Source organism: Flavipsychrobacter stenotrophus, assembly GCF_002954265.1.
GTDB lineage: Bacteria > Bacteroidota > Bacteroidia > Chitinophagales > Chitinophagaceae > Flavipsychrobacter > Flavipsychrobacter stenotrophus.
Genome location: NZ_PPSL01000006.1, coordinates 319,160 through 343,945, shown reverse-complemented (window position 1 = coordinate 343,945; position 24,786 = coordinate 319,160). Strand labels below are relative to the sequence as shown.

The window sequence follows — 24,786 nt, the reverse complement described above, 5'->3', positions numbered from 1 at the left end:
TCAATAATTTTTATGAAGAGATATTTTTTATTTAGCCCAACGGGCGATAGCACCGGTGGAAAGCAGGAAGCAACGTTGATCGGCGTGGCAACTGAAGACCAGATCAAAGAGTGGAAGGCAAAATACAAGTATGGCATTTACGCTCTATCGGTAGACGGGCATATAGCCTACTTTAAAAACCCAGGGCGCAATGAACTGAACTGCGCAATGAGCAAGGCAGACCGCGACAAAGCACTCCATGTGTTTGAAGAACTGGCCACACTGACGTTTATAGGTGGTAGCAATGAGATACTGACAGACGACCAGATGTTTATAGGCATCAGCCAGGAACTAAAAGTGAAGCTGGAAGGTAAGAAGGCTACCCTGGTAAACTTATAAGGGATGCGGCAGGAGGCCCGGTGGCCGATCCCTTAGGTTATGCTGAAACGGTTTTTGAATATTATCTGCCGGGAGTAGATCATCAATCATTAACTGACGAAGAGTTTGCTCAGAAATATGCGAACCTGGAATATCTGAGAACGCAGGAGATACTGGAGTCGATAGAACTGGCAAAGCTTGGGTTAGTAACGAAAAGGAAAAAGTAACAATGCCCGCCTGAATGGGCGGGCATTTAAGTTTTAATAGATATGGCATTTGGCAGCGATTTTATTGATTTTGTAGTAAGGTTTCATGAACAGGGTCTTGCCTCTGTTAGCAGTAATGCTAATAAGGTAATGAATGCTGTGAACAATACTATAGCCAATACTCAGCGCCAAAGCAAATATGCCACGCAGAGCATTGCGGGCATGAACCAGCAGCTGGATGCCCTGAGGAAAAAGCGTGACATAAGTATTGATACCCGCCAGATAACAGCAGCCAACAGGGACATAGCTGCACTGGAGACCAGGATAAACAAATTATCCGGGCCGAGTAGTACAGGACATGGTGGAACATCACTAGGCAGACTGGCACAGGGTAGTTTTTATGGCAATATTGCCGCACAAGCAGTAACTGCCGGAGGTGCATTTGCGATTGGTGGTGGACAGAATGTAATAGCTGCGGGCATGGATGCCAGCAGGAACAAAACTCAATTTGGTGTACTGGGTGGCCAGAAGGAAGGTGCGCAGCTGTACAGTGAACTGACCAACTACATAAAGGATAGCATATTTGGCACTGAGTTGTATGACGATGCTAAAATGCTGCTGAGCTATGGCACAGCTGTAAAGGAAATAATGCCCGACCTAAAGATGCTGGGCGATATAGCCGGTGGCGATGCTGAGAAAATGAAGCTGCTCACTTATGCTTTTGCACAAACAAACTCGGTAGGAAGGTTGCAAGGTGATGATCTGCGCCAATATACCTCTTCGGGATTCAATCCGCTAGAGGTGATCAGCAAGCATACCGGCAAGAGCATGGACAAGTTGCGTGATGATATGAGCAATGGTCTTATATCGTCTACAATGGTAAGGCAGGCGATGATATGGGATACAACGGGTAAAGGCCGCCATGCCGGAATGCTTAATGACATGGGCAAAACCCCGTTTGGCAAGTGGGATGCAATGAAGGGTAATGCCAGTATGGCTATACAGGAATTTGGTGAAAAGCTAATGCCGGTATGGGGTAAGTTTATAGATAGCATGCAGCCTCTTGTTGATAAGCTGCCATCTGTACTGGAGAAGCTAATACCAATTACAGAACAGCTGTTTGGTGCCTTCCAGGATATGCTGCCTTCAATATTGGATTTTGGCAGCAGCATGGCGGGATTGCTGAAGCCTGTGGCAGCATTGCTACTGAGCGAAGAGGTGAAGAGCCTTGGCAAAAGCATGCTAGACCTGTCGACCGTAATACTGAATGATCTTACACCGGCCATAAAACTGGTTGCCGGTATTGCAAAGCCAGTGGCGAGTGCCGTTGGTGGAGTTCTTGACATTGCAAAAACAGACATCGACTTTACCGGTGCTGCAGCCGGTGCAAATAATTACTACGATAACCTTCCTGCCTGGAGCAAAAGAGGGGGCGGAGGTGGATGGAACGTACAACCAGGTGATGAGGCTGCACTATATAAAAAGATAATGCAGTATGGCGGGTTGCAGCCCTGGATGAATGAAGACAGTGAGATGATCTCATTTATGAAAACGGGGCAGTTTACCAAGGGTGTGCCTATAAAAAGCTCTGATTGGTCTATTAGCCCGATGGGTATAAAGCAAAACGATATAATGGCCGGTGGCTATAAGATGGTAGCTGATATGGCCGCATCGGGCAAAGGAAACGCCGATCTAAGTACTGCTGTATCTGATTCAAGTAAAAGAATTAGTGGTGGTGGTAGCAGGCAGATAGTTATTAACCTGAATGCGCCAATGATCAAGGATCAGACGTTTCATGTGGCTAGTATGGAAGAGGCAAAGCAGTATAGCAGACGTGACCAGGAAGAAATATTTGCGAGCGTCATCCATTCCATAAAGGACGCATTGTAGTATAGCGTAGTTAATAGATGGCCCACTTACGGGCAATTTTAAATAGAATTTAAAGGGCGTTTAAATGTCGATTCAATTATCAATAGCGCAGTTGTTTAGTGATGTGCACGGTGTGGACGCAGGCTTTGAATTTGCACCAGTTGCGGACGTTTTCAGCCGTAAACAGTATGGTGACTATGGTAGCCCTTATTATAAAAAGGATCAGTTTGGCAGGGATTATTATCTGCCAGCTACAGTAACCTTCGCCGGTGGCGGCATCGTTCTTCCTGATGGAGCGGTAACCTCCGGACTAAATGTGATCTGGGATTTGCCTTTTGCAGTGGTGGCGATCGACAATACAAAAACGATCATTAAAACCGGAATGACTGAGCGTGAGGGAGCTGTGAACCAGGTTGTGAATATCAACAGCTACAATATCAATATTAAGGGCTTATTGATCGGCAAGGGTAATGAGTATCCTGAAGACCTGGAGAAAATGCTTAGGGATGTGTTTGTAAGTGGCAGCGCCATGGCACTCAGAAACGTAAAAACCGACATCTATCTAAATGGCATGGGCTATAATGTTATTGTTGAGAGCATCAACATACCGGCGCATCCGGGTGTGCAGCATGTGGTAGGCTATGATCTACGATTAACAAGTAATTCAATATTTGATCTGGAGGAAATAGGATAATGTTTGTACTGAGCAGTAAAATAACGATCGGCGGATTTAGTTTCTCGGGTGTAATGAATGCCAGGATAAACAGGAGCGTGCATAGTGCGGCTGATGCTTGTAACCTGATGCTGCCGAGCCTAGCAAGGGTGAAAAGGAAGAATGGTGGTACAAGCGCAGTGGAGACTTTGAGCAATGTATTTGCAGAGGGTGATAAGATAAAAGTGGAGCTAGGATACAACGGCCAGTTGAAAACAGAATTTGAAGGGTTTGTAAAGGGGCTGATGCCCGGTGATCAGCTGACGATTGAATGTGAGGGCTATAACAGGCTATTGCGATTGAATAAAAACCTAAAAGGCTTCTATGCATCGACCAGTGTAAAAGAACTACTGGATAAGGCTGTAAAGGGCACAGAGATAGAGTTGTATGTACAGGATGACATTGCGCTGAAGAATATAACTCTTGATAATGCCGGTGGTACTGATATAATAAGCGAGATAAGGAAGATTTGTCAGAACGTGATCACGATCTTCTTTATCACTCCTAAAAAACTGTGGTGCGGATTGACTTACACCGCCTACCATGAAGGAGTAGATCCGTTTGCTATTGGTGGTGTAAAATACAGGATTGGTTATAACTGTATGCGCGATAACCGGCTGAAGATAAAAACGCCCAGTGAACCAGTGCAGGTATTGTTTGGGGGCACTCTGGCAACCGGTAGAAGGATAGCGACTGAAAGTGAAAAGAAGGTGCTGGGCAATAAAGTGAAGGCCATAAATAACAATATACCTGACGTGGCCAACATGAAACGCATTGCCAATGAAATGCAGTACCAAAAGAACTACACCGGCTTTGAAGGCCGAATAAGCGGGTATCTACAGCCTTACTGCCAACCGGGATATAAGATGTATATACAGGACAGCAGATACCCGGAAAGCGCAGGTTTTTACATGGCTGAGAGTACGGAAGTAACATTTGGTACGAGTGGAGCGTGGCGAAATGTAGAGGTAGGACCTAAAATGAGTTTTAAGAGTTAATAAACACACCATGAGCCAAACGATAAAGAAGGCCGCTGAAGATATGAGAGAGATAGTTGAAATGCTATCTGGTGGCGCTGTGATCTATACGGGCATAGTGAAGGAGGTGAATACCGGTGACTATACCTGCAAAGTGGTTCTGAACGAGAATGATGAAGACAATGTAACAGAGGGTGTATTTGTGAATGCAGCACTGGAGGTAACAAGCGGGATGATATTGATACCTGCTGTAGATAGTGTGGTATGGGTGGCTGAGCTGGACGGTGGCGGGAATATGGGGATTGTAAAATGCAGTGTGCTGGATGGGTTCGAGGTGAGGATAGGTAATGCATGGATAATAATAAGAGACGGCGGGGTGTCAATAAAGGCCGGTGACTATAAGATAACCGTTGATACGGAAAGTAAGGTAAAGATTAATGGGGATGCATTCGGCGGACTGGTGAAGGTGATGGAGCTGGTAACGAAGTTGAACAACCTGGAATATGATCTTAATACCCTCAAGCAAATATTTGTAGCGTGGATTGTTGCCCCGGGTGATGGTGGTGCTGCACTGAAGACATTGGCGGCAAGCTGGGCAAGTGATTTTCTGACTTCTTCAACTGATACTGAACTTAAAAGCGAGAATACAACACATGGCTAATCCGAAAGATATACTGCTCGATGATGATTTTGATCTACTGATAGTGGATGGTGATTTTGTAATTGGTGATAGCACTGTACAGAATGAAAAGTTACTGCTGTTACTGAATGAAGGCGAAATAAAGCAGTACCCGGACGCAACTGTAGGTGCTGGCCGCTACAAGGATGATGAAGGGCCATCGGCACTATTGCAGAAGATAAGTGAAAAGTTTGTCGGTGATGGCATGAAGGTGAATAAGGTGGCCGTGGAGAATGGCAAGATAGTGACCAATGCAATTTATAAGTAATCATATGCCAAGAACATACATAGTACAGCCAAGGCAGACATTAAGTGATGCAGTGATCAACGCTACCGGTACTCAGGAAGCATTGGTGCATGTGGCTTTTGCAAATGGGATTTCTCCCTCTGCATATGTGCCTTCGGGTCGTGTACTTGTTATCCCTGATGATGCACCCACTAATACTGCCATAACCAGTTACCTGAATGCCAACGGCTATGTATTGGGGACAATGGGATTACCTGCCGGAACTGCAATGGAAAGCGAAGATGGCGACGGCATTGTAAATGAAGATGGAGAGGTAATTATTTCAGAAGACTAAAATTTAATATCAAAATATGAAAAAGCAGATCAGTTTATTACTTGTTTTTGTTGCGTTGCTCACCGTGAAAGCAATGGCACAGCCGGTTAAATTCAGCCAGTTTCCGGCTAAGGATGTTACGCCCAATACTTATATGGTTGGGACGTATGATAGTGTGCCTGGTGCGCCCAAGAATGCAAAGTTTAAGGTGCCGTTTACTTACAGGAACAGCGACAATAGGATAAAGATACCAACACTGAGTGCGGGTATGGTGCAGATAGGCGATAGTGGTAAGGTGAGTACCAGGACCTTTGATAGTCTTGTATATGATAGGTGGTTTAACGTCTACAGGCCGTATATTTCTTACAATACATACTATACTCTGGGGCCAGGTCATGGTAATATAGACGTTGATTTTACATGGTGGGTTGATTCGCTAGATAGATCATTCCACATGAAGGGTTATTTATACGTGAATTCTCCAGCTGATTTTCCTGACCCGCCTGCACGTATGGCCATACCATTGATCAGTTGGAATCATACAAGTAATCCATCGCCAGTAGGTTTATTTGGCTCACAGGCAACGGTAGTGGCAGGCTTGTTCTCCGCTGATCCGGCAATGCTACCGATGTATGGCGGCGGCTACTTTTCGACTATAGATCTTGTAGCGGATGACAATCCCATAACCATAATAACTACCATCAATGCGTATATGGTGAAGCCAGCGAACACGGTTAGTGAGTACATAGTATTATTCAACATTACAATACCTCGGTAATATGGGACGTAGCATAAGACAAATACAGGATGCGTTGGAAACGGCGAAGAATGCCGACCCGGTGCTGAGCGTAGAGCTGACATCAAACAGTAAGGTTGCCATATGGAAATTGTGGTGTTACGTCGTTGCATTCTGCCAGAATGTGTTGGAGTTTATGTTTGATATGCATAAGGCTGAAACAGATACGCTAATAGCGGCAAAAGAGGTACATAAGCTGAGCTGGTATGTACAGAAGGCTAAGTATTTTCAGTATGGCCACATTCTTATAGAAGACACTGATACCTACGAAACCATTGATGAAGCTGCACAAATTGTAACTGAGGCGGCAGCTGTGGAAGTAGACGGTCAAATATGGCTGAAGACTGCAACGGATACCGGTGGTGGCGTATTGGGGGCTATAGATGATACCAGGTTAGCGATCATACAAGCCTACATGGACATTGTGAAGGATGGAGGGGTAAGGGTGCATATGACGAGCAGACCACCAGACGACCTGCAATTGCAGCTTACGATATTCTATAACCCGCTTGTGCTAGATGCCAATGGATCGCGGATAGATGGTGCAAATGATGCCCCTGTTAAGCATGCTATTGCTGCCTACCTGAACACTATCCCGTTTAATGGGGTATTTGTACTTAACAGGCTGATAGATACCATTCGCGGGGTAGAGGGGGTAGTTAATGCAATATGCCCACTGGCGCAGGCGCGGTATGGTATACTGCCGTTTGCACCTTTTACGGCGGAGTACGCAACCGACTCTGGTTACTTATTATTTGATACGGGCTTCTTCGCCGATAACATTACTTACACACCGCACTTATGAGTTTTTGGCAAATAGTATATGAAGACCTGGTTAAGGACACCACACCTACACTACTGCGCAAGCGGAAGTGGCTTGCATGGTTGAATGTACTGGTGTCGCCAATAAAGTGGCAGTATGATGCCTTTACGGCCTATAGGAACTATACACTGTACCTGCTGAGCCATAACGGACAGGTTGTAAGCCTTCAGGCAGTTCTTAATGATGCATTCGACCCCATAGACAGGCAGATATACATTGATGATACGGACTTTCCAGAAAATATATGGTTGGCCCTTGATGCGGAACTTGACCCGGTATGGTTGCCCTTAGATGGTGAAGGTGAACCGGTATGGCTTGCCACTGATGATGAGGTAGCCAATGCAGGTAGCGGGCCAGCATTTAAGGTAAGGGTGCCAGTGGCGGTGAGTTTGTTGCCGATTTATAGTGAGTACAGGCTTCGTGGGTTGGTTGATACTTACAGGCTTGCGGGGAAGTCGATATATGTTGTTGTAACTTTTTAATTATTTGATATGAAACGTATAAATTTTAGCAATACAGGCAGGTTGGGCTTTACGCAGGGTGATCTTGATTTTATGCAGCAAGCATATGGAGATATAGCGACTGCATTTACCAAGATGGGAGGTGGCGGGAGCTATTTCAACCCTATAATAATTTCAGGGATGGAACAGTCAGGCACATATATGTCGCCCGGGTGGTTTGCCGTTGCAGGTGTTTTGTATTACTGTGCCGGTGGTGATACGGGGATGTACCCGGCCTTAGGTAATTCATTTGTAGTGAGCTTATCGCCAACCTCTGTGCAACGACCTTACAGGAATGGTAATCTGTTGGATGTGAGAACGACCACTGTTGGGACGTTCCACATAATGGCCAATGCGGATATTGACCCTGATATCGACTTTCTGGTAAGTACGTTTGTATTATACGGGGCTGCGATGGGCGAAAGGCATAGACTAATAACTGATGAAATAACACTGGTATCTGTAAGTGTCGGTGATGTTGAAGGCTCAATTGTTTATACAAAGGACGTACTAGCTAATACGCTGAGCCTGCGCGTTGCACTGAATGTAAATGATGCACAGGCTCTTGATCCCGCCTTAACAGCATCGTTTTACGATATGACAACACTACCTGCGGGATGTCGTCCTACCTGGCCTCAGATTTTTTCTGTTCATAGAAATAGTGCGGGTATGATGCGTGACTTTGATGGATATGGCTTGCTAAAGCAGTTTACAGCGAAAGTAGATAGCTATGGCGTAATAGCCATAGAGTTTATTAAGCCAGCTTCAGGCATAGCGGCATATAGTGTTTATGGTACGGCTGTGATTAGTTTGGATTAGGGGGTGAACCTTTATTAATTGGGGAGATTCGGGCAAAGTGATATTAGAACCAATTAATAAATACAAATATGAAAAGTGCAATCACCTACTACGGTGGGAAACAGAAATTAGTAAGTACAATCCTTCCGCTCTTTCCTGAGCACATCCTTTACTCAGAGCCGTTTGCCGGTGGCGCGGCTCTGCTTTTCGCCAAAGAGCCTAGCGAAGTGGAGGTAATCAATGATCTGAATACGGAGTTGATCAACTTCTACAGGGTAATTCAACAGGATTATGTTAGCCTGTCTCAGGAGATCAAGATAACACTGCACAGTCGAAAGCTGCATAGTGATGCATCGGTGGTCTACAATAATCCGCATTTGTTTACTCCTTTGAAACGTGCCTGGGCTGTTTGGGTATTGGCCACTCAGTCGTTTGCTTCTATGCTCGATGGAACATGGGGCTACGATAAGGCGAAAAACACCACCAGTAAGAAGATTCATAACAAGGGTGTTCAGTTCAATGAAGATTATGCCATAAGGCTGCAAAATGTGCAAATAGAGTGCGCAGATGCTCTGTATATCATCAAGAGCAGGGATTATGATAAGGCATTCTTTTATTGTGATCCTCCATATTTCAATAGCGATTGTGGGCATTATGGGGGTTATTCCCTGCAAGATTTTGAACGGCTGTTAACTGCGCTGAGCGAAATAAAGGGGAAATTCCTGCTTAGTAGCTATCCATCTGATATACTGGATCAGTTTGTAAAGAGATTCGGATGGTATCAGAAACGGGTGGAGCAGCGAGTAAGTGTGAATAAGGGAGCGGGTAAGATGAAGGTTGAGGTTATGACTGCGAATTATCCGATTGAGTAATGTCGCCCGGACAGCCTTAATTGAGGTGCGACCCACCAATACCAGCCTGAGCAACTGAATGCTCTTGTCCGGGCGGTTTCCTCTATAAAGGGGAAATCAGGCCGAGATAGTCTCGGCTGGTATTGGTAGGTCGCGGTGCAAATATAGGAATTGAAAAGGGCTTTAAACGTTGTTTAAAGCCCTTTATTAATTGAAATGTTGATAATTTTTCTTTTGAAATCCTTGCCTGTATGCGATCTTAGGAAGATATCCACAAAATGATGTTGGTGATCTTATCGCGGTCTAATTTTGTAGCATGTTAGATATAAAATGGCAACGGAACGGGCCTACTGAAGACAAGGCCGAACATGATGGAATGGTATTAAAAAGAAGGTTTGTAGCCGGTAAGCACTGCTATTACATATACATTGATGACGTTCTGATGTATAATACTTCTATTCAGATGCTATTCATGCAGCGAGTTGCTAAGCCTGCATTGATTTTTAACCCAGCGGGATAGCTTTCATCGGGGAAAATAATAAGACGATTGGTTTTTAATTTTCGGATTTTTGGTTTGGGCGATTATAATTATTTGGATATTTAAACGCCTTAAATTTAATACAAAGTCTTTACTGATACAATATTTTAAACATGTTTTTTATTCACTAATTGGTAAATAATATTATTAATAACTTTTGGTTAATAATGGCTTTTCCATCAGCACTGTAGTTCTAAAAGGGACAGATTTTTGTAGGGAAATGGTTGGTTTTCATGAGGAAATTGTGGTCGTAATTATCTAAATCACAGATTGAAAAGGATTGCACAGATTTCACAGATGCCCGTTTTTTGAACCACGCTTGAGAATGCTATGTGGGGCTCTCCGACTGAGGCGTTCGCGTTGGGCTGGTTTCCCTTTGAGATCGGGCCCCCCCCCCCCCCCCCCCCGACATTTGGCATCCGACCGTTTTTTTGACATGCGCTCAATTAGCACAGAAAAGTGGAAGTTTTTTTTTAATTGCGGAAGTTTTGTTTGATTCGTTTTAGCTGGATACCTTTATGGGTAAGATTTTTAGCGGATTTTAACAAATTTCCAAAAACTTCCACTTTCTTCCACTTTTTTCTGGTTGTTTCCACTTTATCCGGGTGCCTCGTCCCTAAATAGGTTTACTTGTTGGTTAGATAATCCCTGTATTTGTTTACTGCCCAATAACGGGCGTTACAAACGACCTGCCGTTGGATCCCCGTTACAAACGAGGACCAGTTGGGAATGTTCTTTTGTATCGTTAGGTGGTCATTGCGAGCCCTTCGCGAAGCAATCTAGTAGCAGGACGTATTCGTTTTGTATTCATTTCAGGTGTCTTCAATCTGCGCAAGCATCCCGATGCAAGATTGCTTCGTGCCTGCCAATGACACACCAGGGCATTTTCAAAAAGTGGCAGTTTTTCGTAAAAGTGGCAGTTTTTCGTTGGGTGTTTTGGCTTAATTGTATGCCTGGTGTGGTTTACGGCTCATTTTAACAAACTGCCACTTTCTGCCACTTTCTGCCACTTTCTGCCACATGTTGCCACTTTTATTTGCCATTCCTCGTCCCTAAATAGGTTTACATGTTAGTTAGATAATCCCTGTATTTGTTTATTTCAGGGCTGACGCCAAGCGGAAGATATTCAGCCCCTACGTGTAGGGGTAATTGTGTTTTCATAGGGTTCATAAAGTCAAAGAACTTCGTCGCCCTTCACTTCGGTAAACTCAGAGTAAACTTAAGCTCAGGGTGACAGGTTAAAAATCGGGTGCAAATTAATTCGAGAAAATGACATTATAAAATAAACATATCCACAAAATTTGCGAAAAAATCAGCTGTAATGCTCTGTGGGTGAGGGTTTGAGGTGGTTTTTTTTGTGTGGATATGTTTTTTCAGGATATAATGAAAAAAAATCCTGCCCAAAATAGAGACAGGATTTTAAAGTTAACTGCAAGTGATGCGATCATTCTATAAGCACTTTTTCGCGATATTTTTTCTCGCCAGCTGTTACATTGATGATATACATACCTCGGGGGTAATTGCTGAGATCGAAATCCACTTTATCTTTTGCTATTATTCTCGTGGCTATTATTTTGCCAGCTAAATCGGTAATTGTTATCGCTGACAATGAATTGTCGGAAGGTAAAGAAATTGTAAATTTCCCCGACCCCGGATTGGGATATACCTCAAGATAACCAACATCGGCTACTAGTAGCTCTGTTTCATTGGCAGGCTTGCATGTGGGGCAAATTATTTCTACCTTTTGTGTATCACTTTCAAGACATCCATTGGTACGGGTAACGGTAATAATGGCTTGATCACCGACATTACCACTTGCCGAAGGTGAAATAGTAACTGTACCGGTCGATGACACACCACTAACAACACTGCCTGACACAAGGAAACCAATAGAAGTTGACGGCGATACTGTCCAATTATAACCTATTCCGAAAAATCCGCCAAGTGAGATTGTATTACCTAGTCGAACATATTGTGAGCCAGATAAAGTTATTGGATATGAACTAGAGTTGTACGAGTGTACTATTGTATCATGACAAACCGTAGCCGTACTGTTTGCTAACGAAAAAGTGATTGTTATACATGGTGCTGCCACTACTGTAGCGGTTATTGTCATTGAAGTACCTGAAATAACTGCACTGCATCCTGTGGCTGTAACAGCAGTAAGCGAAACTCCTGACGGACTAAATACCTCGAGCTGTGGACGTCCTACACATATTGAACTTGTTCCGGCTGAACGATAAGGAATTCCCCTTATAATAACTGCTTTCGTAGCGACAGAAGTACCACAGCTATTTGTAACGGCATAAGTAATAGTATCTGTCTGGTATAGATTGCCCACACCAGCACCTCCGGTTACTACTCCACCTACTACCGTGGCTGTAGTATTGCTTGCCGACCATGTGCCACCGGCATCGCCTGATGGTGTAAGGGTGGTAGACTCAAGCCTGCAGACAGATGTAGTGCCTGACAATGTGCCGGCATTTGGAGATGCAATAACGGTAATCACATAAGCTACATAGGTTGTACCACAGCTGTTAGCAACACTATATGAAATGTTGGTGGTACCTCCTGCTAAGCCATGTACCATGCCACTGCTGTTTACTGTTGCCACAGCTGTAGTGCCGCTGCTCCATGTACCGCCTGGGGTTGCGTCAGTGAGGGTAAGATTGCTGCCCGCGCATAGCGTAGTGCTGCTGCCACTTATGGCAGCTACTGTGGGCGGAGGGTTTATAGTTACCGTTATAGTTGTTGAAGTGACAGCAATACCATCGGTCACCTCTACGGTAAATGCGTCGGTGCCACTATAACCTGTAGTAGGTGTATAGGTAAGCCCTGTTGGTGTAATGGTAATTGGGCTGCCTGTTGATACGGTGCTATATGCAGCCGACAAAGAACCATGCGCCGGCCCCGAGGTAACGCTCCATGTTTCTGTTTGCCCTGCATCTGGCTCGGTAATAGCCAGCAGTGTATTTATAGATGTAGCTGATGCATCCTGACAAACGGTTAATGTTTGTGATGAGCCGCCTATGAAGGATGGAGGGTTGTCGGCGGTAATAAGCCTGATTCTATGGTTGCCCCCATCAAATAAAGCTAGGCTACCCGAGGAATTTGCGCGAATAAGGGATGTTCCTCCTAATTGCGCTGCAGTTGCCAAACCTCCGTCTCCTGAAAATCCCGCTGTTCCACTACCTGCATAAGTGGAAATTATTCCGGAAGTATTTATTTGACGAATAACGTAGTTGAACGCATCACTAAAGTAAATGTTGCCCGTCGCATCACAGGTTATTCCAATTGGACCGTCTATTTGTGCTCCCGTAGCAGGGTTACCATCCCCCGTATATCCGGCACTGCCTGTACCAGTTAACGTACTGATTACGCCTGAAGTATTTACTTTTCTTATTCTATTGTCATTAAACTGGGTAATTAACAGATTCCCAGCCCCATCTATCGTAATACACGTGGGACTATTGATTCCCGCTGCTGTTGCTGGTCCCAAATCTCCGGCTGTTGTGGCCGTCCCATCCCCTGCAAAGGCATTTATATATCCAGAAGTATTTATTACTCTGATTACATTCTCTGCCTGGTCACATACATATAAATTGCCAGTACCGTCAAAGGCAAGATCAGAAACGCTATTAAATTCCGCAGCAGTAGCAGGACCTAAATCTCCTGTACTACCTTCAGTGCCAATTCCCGCAAATGTTGTTATCACCCCCGACGTGCTTACTTTCCTAATACGACGATTTTTATAATCGCTTATGTACAAATTTCCGGTAGCATCGCACGCCAATCCTCTAGGTTTATCTAGTTGTGCATCTGTTGCAGGTCCCATGTCTCCTGAAAACCCTTGAGTCCCATTCCCTGCTATTGTAGTGATAATACCACTTGTATTTATTTTTCTTACTACGTGGTTGTTGAGGTCGGAAATAAATATGTTTCCAGTGCCGTCAATAGCCATTCCTGTTGTCACATCAATTGTAGCTGTCGTTGCAGGTACTCCATTTCCCGTATAGCCGGCTGTCCCTGTTCCAGCAATCGTTGTAATATAACCTGCCTGCGCATAGGTAAGCAGGCTTATAAGGCACAGCATACTTGCTAAAATGATTTTTTTCATAGATTTCTTCCATTTGATTGTGATCCTTTTTTGATTTACGTAATGTCCACATCCGTATTCGTTAAGTAGAACAGGGTAACTGCGGCAGTTGTATCCTGAGCCGCACAATGGTTAGGGGTTGCTGTGCCGTGAATAGGTTTTAAATAGTGAATTTTTTAGTTTTTTTTGTATTAGGTATATGTTATAAATATAAAGCAACCGTTGATAAAGTGTATGAGATTTGTGGTACTTTTTTACATATTTGTTTCATAGCTAGATTTTCCTCATTTCCTGACAAAATAAATTCCAATTTAGTTGACATTTTATACTACCTTAGCAATAAGATGGCAGTAAATAGTAACTCCATATCGGTAAAACACAATTCAATTGTCATGTATGTTGACATGAACAGCTATTTTGCCAGCTGCGAGCAGCAGCGCCATCCCCACCTCAGGAATAAGCCTGTAGGAGTACTTACCTATGATAGTCCAAACGCCAGTGTCATAGCCGCATCAATCGAGGCCAAACGAATGGGCGTAAAAACAGGTATGCGATTGTACGATTGCAAACTGGTATGCCCCGACATTATACCCGTTACTACCCACCCTGCCAGGTACAGGCAGATACATGTTGAGATCATGGCCATCTTGCGTACTTACTGCGATGATGTTATAGCCAAGAGTATAGATGAAGCACTGATGAATTTTACCTCTTACCGGCTGGTATACAACGACTTTACAGAGATAGCCCGCAAGATAAAGGCAGACATCACAGCAAAGTACGACTACTTGAAATGTTCCATTGGTATAGCGCCCAACGCCTTCCTGGCCAAATTGGCCACCGAATTGCAGAAGCCGGATGGGTTAATAGAGATCACCCCTGACAATATTGATGGACACCTGGCAAAGTTAAAGCTTACAGACCTGCCGGGCATTGCCAGCGCCAATGAACGCAGGCTGCAGATGATCGGTATCAAATCGCCATTGGAGATGCGGCATTCATCTGAGGCTTTGTTGCGGAAAGCCTTTGGTGGTATTGTAGGAAACTACTGGCACAAGCGGCTTCACTTTATGGAGGTCGATATTTATAGTAATCCCTTTAAGACCATGAGTGCAGCCCGCACGCTAAGCAAGCCTATCAGGGAAAGCAAACAGGCGATGGACTCAATGCTTATAGCACTGTGCATGAGGTTGGAGCAGCGAATGGTGAAGAACAAAGTGTTTTGCAAAGAGATACACTGCACCATCAGATATTTCGATGGCAACAGATGGGAGGCTAAAATAAAACTCGCCGACCCTGTTCAGGATGGTATGCACATGCGGCGCTATATTCTTGAAAAGATGACCGACCATGAACGATCGCACCAGATCACCACATTGCTTACAGACAAGGTGCAGAACCTGGGCGTTACTGTACTGAGTTTCGTCGACGAAAAGCTATTGCAATATGGTCTGTTCGACAACCAGATGAAGCAGGACGTAGTACGTAAAGTAATGTATGAGATGAAAGATAAGTATCGGAAAAACATAGTAAGGAAGGGTAGTGAAATATTGGTTCCCGGCATACTCAAAGATGCTATTGGCTTTGGCTCGGTAAAAGACATGAGCCCCGATAGCGACGGCGCGGTGGTCAATAAATTTATGCTAGAAGAAGATGATGATTACGAAATGTAAATGCAGCGCACGATGATCAACCAGGAAGCTAACGATAGATTCGAAAAAGGCAGGGGAGCACAGTTCAATCCTAAGAACAGGTTTTTGAAAGGGCAGTATGTGCAGGAGCATGTAGAGGGTATAGACGACTGGGAGCACGATGAGCGCAAGACACAATATATATATGACGATAGCAAAACGCTTGTCAATAAGGTAACCAGTCCCGATGTAGGTATGCTATACTCTGCCAATCCTTACCAGGGGTGCGAGCATGGCTGTATCTATTGCTATGCCCGCAATTCTCATGAATACTGGGGCTATAGTGCCGGGCTCGATTTTGAAAGTCGTATCGTGGTAAAGAAAAATGCACCTGCATTGCTGCGTAAGTTCTTTGATAATAAAAACTGGGTGCCGGCGCCTATATCATTGTCTGGTAATACAGATTGTTATCAGCCCATAGAGCGCAAGATGCGGATTACCCGGCAGCTGCTGGAGGTGTGCCTGGAATACCGTAACCCTGTGGGTATACTCAGTAAAAATGCATTGGTGTTGCGCGATATTGACATCATTCAAGACCTGGCAAGGCTCAACCTCGTGAGAGTCTTCTCTTCTATAACCTCGCTCGATGAAGACCTGCGCAGGGTACTGGAGCCAAGAACTGCATCGTACCGCAGCAGGCTAAAGGTTGTAGAGACTATGGCCAAAGCAGGTATTCCTACGGGTATAATGAATGCTCCGCTGATACCAGGCCTGAACGATATGCATATGCACGATGTGCTGAAGGCCGCCAGTGAGAGTGGTGCCAGGTGGGCGGGATATACAGTCGTCCGACTCAATGGTGCGGTTGGGCCCATCTTTAAAGATTGGCTTGAAAAAGCCTTCCCAGATCGTGCTGCCAAAGTGTGGCACCAGATTGAGGAATGTCACGATGGCAATGTAAACGATAGCCGCTGGGGAAATAGGATAGTAGGTGATGGTAAATTTGCTGAACTGATAAAGACCCAGTTCAAGTTATACACCAAAAAATATGGTCTCAATCAGGCAAAGATGGAATATAATGTGAGTGATTTCAGAAGAGTGAAAAATCAGCAATTGTCTTTGTTTTGAATTGTCTGGGGCATTTTATTTAGATAAATTAAGTAAATTTATCTTTCTAAAATTGCACCATGATTTTCATTACACAGCTCATTTACATAGTGGCCGGTAAAGAATCGGTCTTTGATGAATTTGAACGCATTGCTATTCCCATCATAGCAAAATACAATGGCCAGCTGATGCTGCGCACCCGTCCCGGGCAGGTAATAGAGGCGCATGTTGAAGTGCCCTACGAGATCCACCTGATAAGTTTTGAATCAGACACAGATTTTGAAGCATTTAAGCATGATGCTGACCGGAAGGCATTTCTGCACCTCAAAGATGAATCGGTAAGAAGTAGCCTGTTGATAGTGGGTAGTTAAGACTGTCTGCCAAAAGGTTAAAGTGCACCAAGCCCATGTCTTTTGACTTTTAACTTACAACGGGCCTGATATTTATCTTATTGGGTTAGCCTAACTTTGACCATATGCCTACTATTGAGATCATAATATTTCTGTTGGTGGTTCTGGTGGTCTTTTCTGCTATTGTAGAGCGGTTAAAGATCCCACAGTCCATTATGCTGGTGGTAGCGGGTCTGGTCATCGGGTTTACTCCCCAGCTACCTGATGTAGACTTAAAACCGGATACTGTATTTCTTATATTTCTTCCACCGCTGCTTTTTACAGCTTCATGGAAACTTTCCTGGCATGATGTAAAGGCGGAAAAGGGAGCGGTGATATCGCTGTCTACCGGGTTGGTGTTCTTCACCACAATTGCTATTGCCGCTGTTGCCCATTATTTTATACCGGGTTTCTCGTGGCAGTTAGGGTTTATATTGGGTGCCGTTATTTCCCCTCCCGATGCTATGGCAGCTACTTCCATTACTAAGGGACTCAACCTAAACAAGAGGGTGGTAACTATATTAGAGGGTGAGAGCTTGCTCAATGATGCATCGGCACTGGTGGCGTACAGATACGCTATTCTCAGCATGGTAACCGGCGGTTTTATCTTCTGGAAAGCCAGCCTGCAATTTATATGGATAGCCAGCGGAGGGTTAGCAATTGGGGTGTTGATAGGGTGGTTGTTGTTATGGGCATTGCGTCGTATCAAAGACAATGTTACACTTGAAGTAGCCCTTACTTTACTTACTCCGTATTCGGCGTATCTGCTTGCAGAGCATTTTCATATGTCGGGGGTGTTGTCGGTAGTAGCCGCTGGGCTGTTTGTCTCGTTCCGTTCACCTGAGGCCTTCTCTTTCCAAACCCGTATACAAACCAGCTCTTTCTGGAATACTATAGAGTTCTTACTCAATGGTTTTGTATTCATTTTGATAGGTATGCAGTTGCCGGGCATTATATCGAATATCGAGAAAAAGTCGCTGTTAGATGCGCTGGGATACGGTTTGTTGATAACGGCAGTAGCCATAGTAGTAAGAATATTGTGGGTGTTTCCCGGAGCTTATATACCGGTGTGGCTCAGTAAGAAGGGACTGCGCGACACCCGAAAAATAGATTGGCGCTATGTAACTGTTATTTCCTGGACGGGGATGAGAGGGGTGGTATCGCTGGCGGCAGCTTTGGCCATTCCATTGGCGTTGAATAATGGCGATGATTTTCCGCAGCGCAATATGATACTGTTCATCACCTTCTGTGTGATATTCTTTACGCTGGTAGTTCAGGGTTTGTCCCTTCCCTTCCTTATAAAACTGCTCAACATCTCTAACGATGATTCTCGGCAGGTAGATGAGGAAAAGAAAGTAAGAAGAATGCTGGCACTACAGGTAGTGGCATTCATAGATGGACAGCTCAACACTAAAGACAATGACGACCGGGTGATAAGAAGGTTACGCAATAAGTACACTGCCCGTGTAAAGCTGGCAGGTGGTGTACATGCAGCTGTAGAGGGTGCACAGGAAAATCAGACATCAGTTACTGATCTCTACGTGCAATACGCCAACGTCCAGAAAGCGCTACTAGACTTTGAGCGAGCGCTTTTGGTAGATATGCATAAAGAAGACGCCGCCAGCAGTACCATCCTCAAAAAACTACAGGATGAATTAGATATTGAAGAGTCGAGGTTGACGGTGCAGTTGAATAGGGTGGTGTAGCGTAAGATAGATATATGAAATAGTGAGGGTAGCATATGATAAAATGGCTGCAATCTATATCTTTGTCGGGATTTGAATGGAAGGTGGCTGAATTGGTAAAGGGTAAGTAAAAACTAAAAAATGAGTATTAAGGAAACCAAAACTGCATATAAAAACAGCGAGTTAACCAAGGCCGATTTTATCAATAAAATGCATGAATACCATAAGGTATTATTTGACTTTTCAGAAATTTTAGGCAGTACCGAGATCGCCAAGATAGAGATCGAGGACGGTAATGTTATTTTCACTTCACGTAAAACAGACCTTCATCCCGGTGGTGTAAAGTTCTATGTTGATGTACTCGATAAGCGTATCACACCTGTTGATACCTTCAATTTTGATCAATATGAGTTGGAAGATTCTGAGATGCTGTATAAGCTGGTAAGTGATAAAGACGTGATATTTGATATAGGGGCTAACATTGGCTGGTATTCTAATCATCTATCTAAGAAATTGCCTTCTTCCTCTATTTACTCATTTGAGCCTATACCTGAGACGTATGCCCAACTGAAGCGGAATACCGAAAATAACAATGCCTCCAATATTACATTGAATAATTTTGCATTCTCTGATACGATAAGTAAACTCACTTTTTATTATTCTCCTACTATTACCGGAGCTTCATCGTCAGTTAATATAACTGAAAACAGCGGCATGGTGAAACTGGAGTGCCAGGCGAACACCATTGACAATTACATAGCAGAGAACGGTATCGCGCAACTGGACTTTATTAAGTGTGATGTGGAGGGTGCTGAACTAATGGTTTACAAAGGCGGCAAGGATACTTTTGAAAAGCACAAGCCTATAATTTTTACCGAAATGCTGAGGAAGTGGGCGGCAAAATTCAATTACCACCCCAATGACATCATATCGTTTTTCGGCCAGTTTGGCTATAACTGTTACACTGCGCATAACGGCAGGTTGCGCCCTGTAAAGGAAGTGACTGAAGCAACAACGGAGACAAACTATTTCTTTCTCCACCCTGAAAAACATGCTCAAAAGATCTTGTCATTGACATGATCTTTTGAACTACTTGCAGGGTCATTCGTCGAAATTTAGTCGTTCCCGTTCTATTACCAATGGGCGCTTTCTCACCTGTGTATTAATGGCGCCTATGTACTCGCCAATAATGCCAATGAAGAACAGCTGCACTGAGGAAAAGAAGAATACGCCTATAACCAATGGTGCCAGGCCTACCTCGAACCAGTTCCAGAAAATGAGTTTGTAGATAAGATAACCAACCCCCATCAACAGGCTGATGATGGCCGAGAAAAAGCCTATAAAGGCTGAGATGCGTAGTGGTAATTTTGAGTGATTGGTGAAGCCCAGCATGGCCACATCATACAGCCTGAAAAAATTAGAACTGGTCTTTCCTGCAAAACGATCGGGCTGCACATAAGGTATTTCATATCTTCTGAAACCCAGTTCAGATACCAGGCCTCTCAGGTAGGGATACTGATCATCAAGCCCACGAACTATTTTGATGAATTTCTGATCGTATAATCCGAATCCTGTGAAGTTCTTTATGGTTGGCTCTCCGTCGGAAGCGCTGGCCAGTATCTTATAGAAGAAGGATCTTATTGCGAACATTACCGGGTTTTCCTTGCTTTGCTCTTTGATACCTATGACTATCTTATAACCTTCTTCCCACTTTTCAAGAAATTTCGGGATCATTTCAGGCGGTTCCTGAAAGTCTGATACCATGTATATGACGGCGTCGCCATAGCATTGGATCAATCCGTGAAAAGGGGAACGTATCCAGCCGAAATTGCGCTCATTAAGTATAACTTTTACGTGTTTATTTACTGCAGCAATTTCACGTAATATCTCGGGTGTTTTGTCAACTGAACAATTGTCTATTAAAACGTGTTCGTATGTGTATTGGGGTAGATGGTCAAATATCTTACCGATAGCTTCAACCAGTAAAGCAACATTGCCTTCCTCGTTATAGCATGGTGTAATAACTGAAATGTGTTTTTTCATAAGTATTTTATTATCAGTTCTATCCCAAACAATAATGCCCGAAAATAGTATATTTTATAGTCATTTGCTAATAAGATGCGTTACGAGAGGTGATATAATAAACCCTTAATAAGCGCTACATTTATACTTGAATTTAAATTTACGGTGCCTTGAATGCAATAATAAAAGAAGACATTGATCTCATCATTTCCCAGTTTCAAAAGTGGGATAAATTCGCAGGTAAGACTGTTCTCATATCGGGCGCTAACGGTTTTTTACCTGCTTATCTTGTGGAGACGTTTATGGCGTTGGCTGACTCTTTTAATACCAAAGTGATCGCGATAGTTAGGAACAAACAAAAAGCAGAAACCCGCTTTGCTCATTTATTATCGAGCCCCAATTTGAAGATCGTTGTGCAGGATGTGAGTGAGTCGTTTGAGATAGAGGATAAGGTAGATTTCATCATTCATGCTGCCAGCCAGGCCAGCCCTAAATATTATGGCATTGACCCTGTAGGAACGCTGAGTGCTAATGTGCTAGGGACGATCAATCTGATGAAGATAGCAGTAAAGAATAATGTGGACTCTTTTCTATATTTCAGTTCGGGAGAGGTATATGGAGAAGTGAGGGAAGATCAGATACCCATAAAGGAAGACACGTTTGGCTACCTGAATTGTGCGAATGTGAGAGCTTGTTATGGTGAGAGCAAGCGAATGGGAGAAAACATATGTGTGAGTTATCACCATCAGTATGGTGTAAAGGCAAAGATCATCAGACCATTTCATACTTATGGTCCGGGCATGGCGCTTAATGATGGTCGTGTTTTTGCTGATCTGGTATCTAACATTGTCAACAGGCAAGATATTGTGCTCCATAGCGATGGCAGCGCCATACGGCCGTTTTGCTACCTGAGAGATGCCACACTGGGCTTTCTTACTGTTCTGGTTGATGGTGTAGATGGGCAGGCATATAATGTAGGTAACCCGGGTGAGGAGCACAGTATTTTAGAATTATCAAATATCCTTGTGTCGTTATACCCGGAATTAGGGTTGAAGGTTGTCGTTGACATACCCGCCAGCAATAATGCCGGTTACATAAAGAGTCCTATTCACCGAAACTCTCCCGATATTGAAAAGGTAAGTCAGCTTGGTTGGTTGCCTGAAGTGACGGTGGAAGAAGGATTTAAAAGAACAATTGCCAGCTTTTTATAAGTCCGGCAATTGTTCTTTTAGCTATTAGTTATGGTTGTATTTTTTTTGACTTCGGGTGCATTCCCGACAGCATATTTTTTTCCATCGTTTCACGATCGAGGAATGGAGATAGGTCTTCGAGTGGCGGTGAAATAAGGGAGCCGTCTTTTTGAACCGACAACCCTAGTTTAGGCACAAAGAATTGTTCGGGATCCATAAATACTTCACAAATAGCTGCCGTTTTGCAATTCATAAATTCGTCTATCATAGTGTCGCAGTCTTCCCAAATTCTTATTTGCCATGATGGGAAATTGAACGCATATGCCACCCGGCTGAAGTCGGGACATGATACTCCGGAATTCTTATCTACTCCTGCATACCTGCCCTGTGCCACGTTTTTCTGCGTGTGCTTGATCATCAGGTACCCATCATTGTTAAACACTATGATCTTGATGGGTAAGTTATAGTGAGCAATTGTCTGTAGTTCTTGCAGGTTCAGCATCATCCCGCCATCGCAATTAAGGCACAATACTTCGCCCATGTTTGTTGCGAACGATGCGCCAATAGCCGCCGGTAATCCATAACCCATTTCGCCAAGACCTGTTGAGGTCATGAGCCGTTGCCCTGGCTTTATTTTCAATACCTGATGACCACTTAGTAGTGCAGTGCCCATGTCGGTTACAACGATCTGGTCCGGCTTGAAATGATCATTGAGCCGTTGCATAAATCGGTAGGAATTGATAAAGCCGTTTGTGTCTGCATGCTCTTTATCTACCCAAGGGAAATCGGCCTTGTATTTATTGCATCTGTTGATCCAGTTTGTGTAGATACCGGACTGTATAGGTGTAGTATTTATTGCTTGTAAGAGCTCAGATATAAAGTCTTTTGCATCAGCACATATAGTTGTATTGTAGCGTGCGCTGTATTTTTCTAGTTCGGTCTTGTCAATATCTACAACGGTAATTTTAGCGTCACGGGTAAGTTCGGTAATGTCATAGCCCACTTGGGGTATGGCCAATCTGGTTCCTATTGCCAATAAGTAGTCGCAATTCTGCAAAATGAAATTGGCTGCTCTCTGGCCATAAACACCTGCCCGGCCATATAGTAATGGGTGGTCGGAGTCGACCATGTCAATACCTGCCCAGGATACCAGATAGGCAGCAGGTAGTTTATCCATCAGTTCTTTTATCAGAGACTCGCCCCCGGCTAATTTTATACCATGTCCTAACCAGATAACAGGGCGCTCTGCTGTCACCAGTTCGTCAAGAACTGATGAAACTACTTTGGGCAATTCACTTTTTACTTCATTATTTGTAAGCGATTCCGGAATGAAATGCAACAGCTCACTCTCTTCGATAAAAGAAGACTGGATATTCATTGGGACGTCTATCCAGCAAGGGCCGGGGCGTTGATCTAATGCGATCCACAGCGCCTTCTCTAACTCATAAACGGCCATCTTTGGGTCCATGACCCTAACCGCATATTTAGTAATACTTTCTACCATTAAGGAACTGTCGTATCCCTGCACACCATACATCCTAAGTTTGTTATCAGGAATGTACTTGGAGTTTTCATTTCCCGAAATCACCAGGCAGGGAATGGAGTCTGCCCATGCGCTCAGTACGCCTGTAATGCCATTGCTTGAGCCTGCCCCTGTAGTGAGGATAGACGCAGTTACTTTATTGCAAGCACGATAATAAGTCTGCATTGCCATACACGCGGCCTGTTCATGATGTACACAAACCATTTGCAGCGCTTCGTTTTGATAGACCGAGTCAAAAATGTGGACGTTGCCTGCTCCTATTATACCGAACAGGTGGGTCATGCCGTTTTTCTCGAGGAAAGTCGCTATCGCATCACTTACTTTTATCATCATTTGTTTCGTCGTTGTATTAATACTATTGCCCGGGATAAGGAGAATAGTTAGTGGTATTGATTAGTGCTATGCCATTCCATAGATCTTCTTACAGCTTCTTCCATATTCACTGTGATCTTTAGCTGTAGTTCTTTTTGGGCCTTAGATACATTGGGGACAACATTTCTACGTCCACCCAAAGTATTGTTGCCCGATGATGTTATGATCTTAGGCTCATCTTTGAAATAGGAACTTATCATTTTTGCCAGAGACAAAAGGTTCACCGGCTCAGGACTGCCAACATTGTACACAGCGCGAGGTTGGGCATATGCTGTTATGTGCAATATCCAGTTGGCAAAGTCTGAAGCATACATGGCACTTCTGACTACCGATCCATCTGTCATAATGTTTATCGGTCCTCCTTTAAAGGCCTCCTGCATGAAATTGGTTATAGCCCATGGCAGATCTAAAGACTGGTAAGGCCCAATAAAGGAAAATGGGCGTGCAATAGAAATAGGCAGTTTCATTTCCGTTAAGAATGCCGCTGCTGCTGCTTCGCAAGCTCTCTTCGACTCTGCATAAACCGAGTTTGTGTCGAAGGGATTGATCACACCACCGAACGAATCCTCAGCAATACTTAATGCATCATCCGGCTGTTTGCCGTAAACCAAAGATGAGGAAACAAGCAGTATATTCTGAATAGAGCCCAATTGAACCGCTCGTCTGAATATCTGCAGAGTGGCGTCTACATTATTTTCAAAAGCAGTAGTTGGGAAACTAGCAAAAAAGTCTCTGCTTGAGGTTGCCGCTGCATGAATAATATGCGTGGTATCGTGAGGTAGCTCAATGAGATTCCTTACATCGTTGGGTTGAAAAGTAAACTCTTTGCGCGCTACCAAATGAGGGTGGCTCTTTATGAACTTACTCATTGATCTACTGGCTATCGTGGCCTTGATCTTAAAGTCAAACTGGTCATTCAATCCGCAAATTAGCTCCAGGAGCCATGAGCCTAAAAAGCCCGTGCCGCCGGTAATAAAAATATGTGCATTACGAAGTGGTTCGGGCAATTGGCTATGCATCTCGAAAATGTTCAACACGTCTTGTTTGACGATGTCTATTGGCTTTTTTATAGATGGCATGTTTGT

Annotated in this window: 23 protein-coding genes; 19 read left to right on the top strand and 4 right to left on the bottom strand. The window is 44.0% G+C overall.

Annotated features, from left to right (window positions below):
• Positions 1 to 12 precede the first annotated feature (12 nt).
• The 13 genes from CJD36_RS19860 to CJD36_RS19800 all read left to right on the top strand — a co-directional run bounded on the left by CJD36_RS19860 (position 13) and on the right by CJD36_RS19800 (position 9,149).
• On the top strand, positions 13 to 378 hold the full coding sequence (locus tag CJD36_RS19860) for a hypothetical protein (protein WP_105040947.1): 366 nt from the start codon (positions 13 to 15) through the stop codon (positions 376 to 378).
• A gap of 20 nt (positions 379 to 398) precedes the next feature.
• Positions 399 to 584, top strand: a complete 186-nt coding sequence (locus tag CJD36_RS19855; RefSeq protein WP_105040946.1) for a hypothetical protein — start codon at positions 399 to 401, stop codon at positions 582 to 584.
• 42 nt (positions 585 to 626) lie between these two features.
• Positions 627 to 2,453, top strand: a complete 1,827-nt coding sequence (locus CJD36_RS19850; RefSeq protein WP_105040945.1) for a tape measure protein — start codon at positions 627 to 629, stop codon at positions 2,451 to 2,453.
• Between the two features lie 64 nt (positions 2,454 to 2,517).
• Positions 2,518 to 3,126, top strand: a complete 609-nt coding sequence (locus tag CJD36_RS19845; protein WP_105040944.1) for a DUF6046 domain-containing protein — start codon at positions 2,518 to 2,520, stop codon at positions 3,124 to 3,126.
• Entirely contained in the window at positions 3,126 to 4,142 is a 1,017-nt protein-coding gene (locus CJD36_RS19840; RefSeq protein WP_105040943.1) for a hypothetical protein, read from the top strand. Before CJD36_RS19845 ends, CJD36_RS19840 begins: the two co-directional genes overlap by 1 nt.
• A gap of 10 nt (positions 4,143 to 4,152) precedes the next feature.
• Entirely contained in the window at positions 4,153 to 4,782 is a 630-nt protein-coding gene (locus CJD36_RS19835) for a hypothetical protein (RefSeq protein ID WP_105040942.1), read from the top strand.
• Entirely contained in the window at positions 4,775 to 5,068 is a 294-nt protein-coding gene (locus tag CJD36_RS19830; protein WP_105040941.1) for a hypothetical protein, read from the top strand. The genes CJD36_RS19835 and CJD36_RS19830 overlap by 8 nt, the downstream gene beginning before the upstream one ends.
• A gap of 4 nt (positions 5,069 to 5,072) precedes the next feature.
• A complete protein-coding gene (locus CJD36_RS19825) occupies positions 5,073 to 5,381 on the top strand; it encodes a hypothetical protein (protein WP_105040940.1) in 309 nt (102 codons plus the stop codon).
• 16 nt (positions 5,382 to 5,397) lie between these two features.
• Entirely contained in the window at positions 5,398 to 6,138 is a 741-nt protein-coding gene (locus CJD36_RS19820; protein WP_105040939.1) for a hypothetical protein, read from the top strand.
• A gap of 1 nt (position 6,139) precedes the next feature.
• Positions 6,140 to 6,961 (top strand): nucleotidyltransferase, encoded by an 822-nt coding sequence (locus CJD36_RS19815; protein WP_105040938.1) that lies wholly within the window; start codon positions 6,140 to 6,142, stop codon positions 6,959 to 6,961.
• Positions 6,958 to 7,461: a hypothetical protein gene (locus tag CJD36_RS19810; protein WP_105040937.1), complete on the top strand. Its 504-nt coding sequence runs from the start codon at positions 6,958 to 6,960 to the stop codon at positions 7,459 to 7,461. The genes CJD36_RS19815 and CJD36_RS19810 overlap by 4 nt, the downstream gene beginning before the upstream one ends.
• A 9-nt stretch (positions 7,462 to 7,470) precedes the next feature.
• Positions 7,471 to 8,298: a hypothetical protein gene (locus CJD36_RS19805; protein ID WP_105040936.1), complete on the top strand. Its 828-nt coding sequence runs from the start codon at positions 7,471 to 7,473 to the stop codon at positions 8,296 to 8,298.
• 68 nt (positions 8,299 to 8,366) lie between these two features.
• Positions 8,367 to 9,149, top strand: a complete 783-nt coding sequence (locus tag CJD36_RS19800; RefSeq protein ID WP_105040935.1) for a DNA adenine methylase — start codon at positions 8,367 to 8,369, stop codon at positions 9,147 to 9,149.
• 1,961 nt (positions 9,150 to 11,110) lie between these two features.
• On the opposite strand, the gene CJD36_RS19790 is transcribed toward CJD36_RS19800, so the two are convergent.
• Entirely contained in the window at positions 11,111 to 13,783 is a 2,673-nt protein-coding gene (locus CJD36_RS19790; protein ID WP_105040933.1) for an NHL domain-containing protein, read from the bottom strand.
• 323 nt (positions 13,784 to 14,106) lie between these two features.
• On the opposite strand from CJD36_RS19790, the gene CJD36_RS19785 reads away from it, so the two are divergent.
• The 5 genes from CJD36_RS19785 (at position 14,107) to CJD36_RS19765 (ending at position 19,654) form a co-directional block, all read left to right on the top strand.
• A complete protein-coding gene (locus CJD36_RS19785; RefSeq protein WP_105040932.1) occupies positions 14,107 to 15,435 on the top strand; it encodes a DNA polymerase Y family protein in 1,329 nt (442 codons plus the stop codon).
• A gap of 12 nt (positions 15,436 to 15,447) precedes the next feature.
• Entirely contained in the window at positions 15,448 to 16,521 is a 1,074-nt protein-coding gene (locus CJD36_RS19780; protein ID WP_105041011.1) for a PA0069 family radical SAM protein, read from the top strand.
• Positions 16,522 to 16,580: 59 nt separating this feature from the next.
• Positions 16,581 to 16,871: a DUF1330 domain-containing protein gene (locus CJD36_RS19775; protein WP_105040931.1), complete on the top strand. Its 291-nt coding sequence runs from the start codon at positions 16,581 to 16,583 to the stop codon at positions 16,869 to 16,871.
• Positions 16,872 to 16,975: 104 nt separating this feature from the next.
• Positions 16,976 to 18,595, top strand: a complete 1,620-nt coding sequence (locus CJD36_RS19770; RefSeq protein WP_105040930.1) for a Na+/H+ antiporter — start codon at positions 16,976 to 16,978, stop codon at positions 18,593 to 18,595.
• Positions 18,596 to 18,715: 120 nt separating this feature from the next.
• Positions 18,716 to 19,654, top strand: coding sequence for an FkbM family methyltransferase (locus CJD36_RS19765; protein ID WP_105040929.1), 939 nt, complete (start codon positions 18,716 to 18,718; stop codon positions 19,652 to 19,654).
• A 21-nt stretch (positions 19,655 to 19,675) separates the two neighbouring features.
• On the opposite strand, the gene CJD36_RS19760 is transcribed toward CJD36_RS19765, so the two are convergent.
• Complete coding sequence (locus CJD36_RS19760; RefSeq protein WP_105040928.1) at positions 19,676 to 20,617, bottom strand: glycosyltransferase family 2 protein; 942 nt, start codon at positions 20,615 to 20,617, stop codon at positions 19,676 to 19,678.
• A gap of 149 nt (positions 20,618 to 20,766) precedes the next feature.
• On the opposite strand from CJD36_RS19760, the gene CJD36_RS19755 reads away from it, so the two are divergent.
• Positions 20,767 to 21,807: an NAD-dependent epimerase/dehydratase family protein gene (locus CJD36_RS19755; RefSeq protein WP_105040927.1), complete on the top strand. Its 1,041-nt coding sequence runs from the start codon at positions 20,767 to 20,769 to the stop codon at positions 21,805 to 21,807.
• A gap of 28 nt (positions 21,808 to 21,835) precedes the next feature.
• Here CJD36_RS19755 and CJD36_RS19750 read toward each other — a convergent pair whose 3' ends face one another.
• A complete protein-coding gene (locus CJD36_RS19750; RefSeq protein ID WP_105040926.1) occupies positions 21,836 to 23,662 on the bottom strand; it encodes a thiamine pyrophosphate-binding protein in 1,827 nt (608 codons plus the stop codon).
• 47 nt (positions 23,663 to 23,709) lie between these two features.
• Entirely contained in the window at positions 23,710 to 24,780 is a 1,071-nt protein-coding gene (locus tag CJD36_RS19745) for an NAD-dependent epimerase/dehydratase family protein (protein ID WP_105040925.1), read from the bottom strand.
• Positions 24,781 to 24,786: the final 6 nt, after the last annotated feature.

What these genes read in the sequence shown, in the direction of transcription:
- CJD36_RS19810 (WP_105040937.1), top strand. Translation starts at nt 6,958, where the DNA reads ATGAGTTTTTGGCAAATAGTATATGAAGACCTGGTTAAGGACACCACA.
- CJD36_RS19765 (WP_105040929.1), top strand. Translation starts at nt 18,716, where the DNA reads ATGAGTATTAAGGAAACCAAAACTGCATATAAAAACAGCGAGTTAACC.
- CJD36_RS19775 (WP_105040931.1), top strand. Translation starts at nt 16,581, where the DNA reads ATGATTTTCATTACACAGCTCATTTACATAGTGGCCGGTAAAGAATCG.
- CJD36_RS19770 (WP_105040930.1), top strand. Translation starts at nt 16,976, where the DNA reads ATGCCTACTATTGAGATCATAATATTTCTGTTGGTGGTTCTGGTGGTC.
- CJD36_RS19820 (WP_105040939.1), top strand. Translation starts at nt 5,398, where the DNA reads ATGAAAAAGCAGATCAGTTTATTACTTGTTTTTGTTGCGTTGCTCACC.
- CJD36_RS19805 (WP_105040936.1), top strand. Translation starts at nt 7,471, where the DNA reads ATGAAACGTATAAATTTTAGCAATACAGGCAGGTTGGGCTTTACGCAG.
- CJD36_RS19785 (WP_105040932.1), top strand. Translation starts at nt 14,107, where the DNA reads ATGGCAGTAAATAGTAACTCCATATCGGTAAAACACAATTCAATTGTC.
- CJD36_RS19845 (WP_105040944.1), top strand. Translation starts at nt 2,518, where the DNA reads ATGTCGATTCAATTATCAATAGCGCAGTTGTTTAGTGATGTGCACGGT.
- CJD36_RS19790 (WP_105040933.1), bottom strand. Translation starts at nt 13,783, where the DNA reads ATGAAAAAAATCATTTTAGCAAGTATGCTGTGCCTTATAAGCCTGCTT.
- CJD36_RS19750 (WP_105040926.1), bottom strand. Translation starts at nt 23,662, where the DNA reads ATGATGATAAAAGTAAGTGATGCGATAGCGACTTTCCTCGAGAAAAAC.
- CJD36_RS19745 (WP_105040925.1), bottom strand. Translation starts at nt 24,780, where the DNA reads ATGCCATCTATAAAAAAGCCAATAGACATCGTCAAACAAGACGTGTTG.
- CJD36_RS19835 (WP_105040942.1), top strand. Translation starts at nt 4,153, where the DNA reads ATGAGCCAAACGATAAAGAAGGCCGCTGAAGATATGAGAGAGATAGTT.
- CJD36_RS19825 (WP_105040940.1), top strand. Translation starts at nt 5,073, where the DNA reads ATGCCAAGAACATACATAGTACAGCCAAGGCAGACATTAAGTGATGCA.
- CJD36_RS19800 (WP_105040935.1), top strand. Translation starts at nt 8,367, where the DNA reads ATGAAAAGTGCAATCACCTACTACGGTGGGAAACAGAAATTAGTAAGT.
- CJD36_RS19815 (WP_105040938.1), top strand. Translation starts at nt 6,140, where the DNA reads ATGGGACGTAGCATAAGACAAATACAGGATGCGTTGGAAACGGCGAAG.
- CJD36_RS19830 (WP_105040941.1), top strand. Translation starts at nt 4,775, where the DNA reads ATGGCTAATCCGAAAGATATACTGCTCGATGATGATTTTGATCTACTG.
- CJD36_RS19760 (WP_105040928.1), bottom strand. Translation starts at nt 20,617, where the DNA reads ATGAAAAAACACATTTCAGTTATTACACCATGCTATAACGAGGAAGGC.
- CJD36_RS19840 (WP_105040943.1), top strand. Translation starts at nt 3,126, where the DNA reads ATGTTTGTACTGAGCAGTAAAATAACGATCGGCGGATTTAGTTTCTCG.
- CJD36_RS19780 (WP_105041011.1), top strand. Translation starts at nt 15,448, where the DNA reads ATGATCAACCAGGAAGCTAACGATAGATTCGAAAAAGGCAGGGGAGCA.
- CJD36_RS19860 (WP_105040947.1), top strand. Translation starts at nt 13, where the DNA reads ATGAAGAGATATTTTTTATTTAGCCCAACGGGCGATAGCACCGGTGGA.
- CJD36_RS19850 (WP_105040945.1), top strand. Translation starts at nt 627, where the DNA reads ATGGCATTTGGCAGCGATTTTATTGATTTTGTAGTAAGGTTTCATGAA.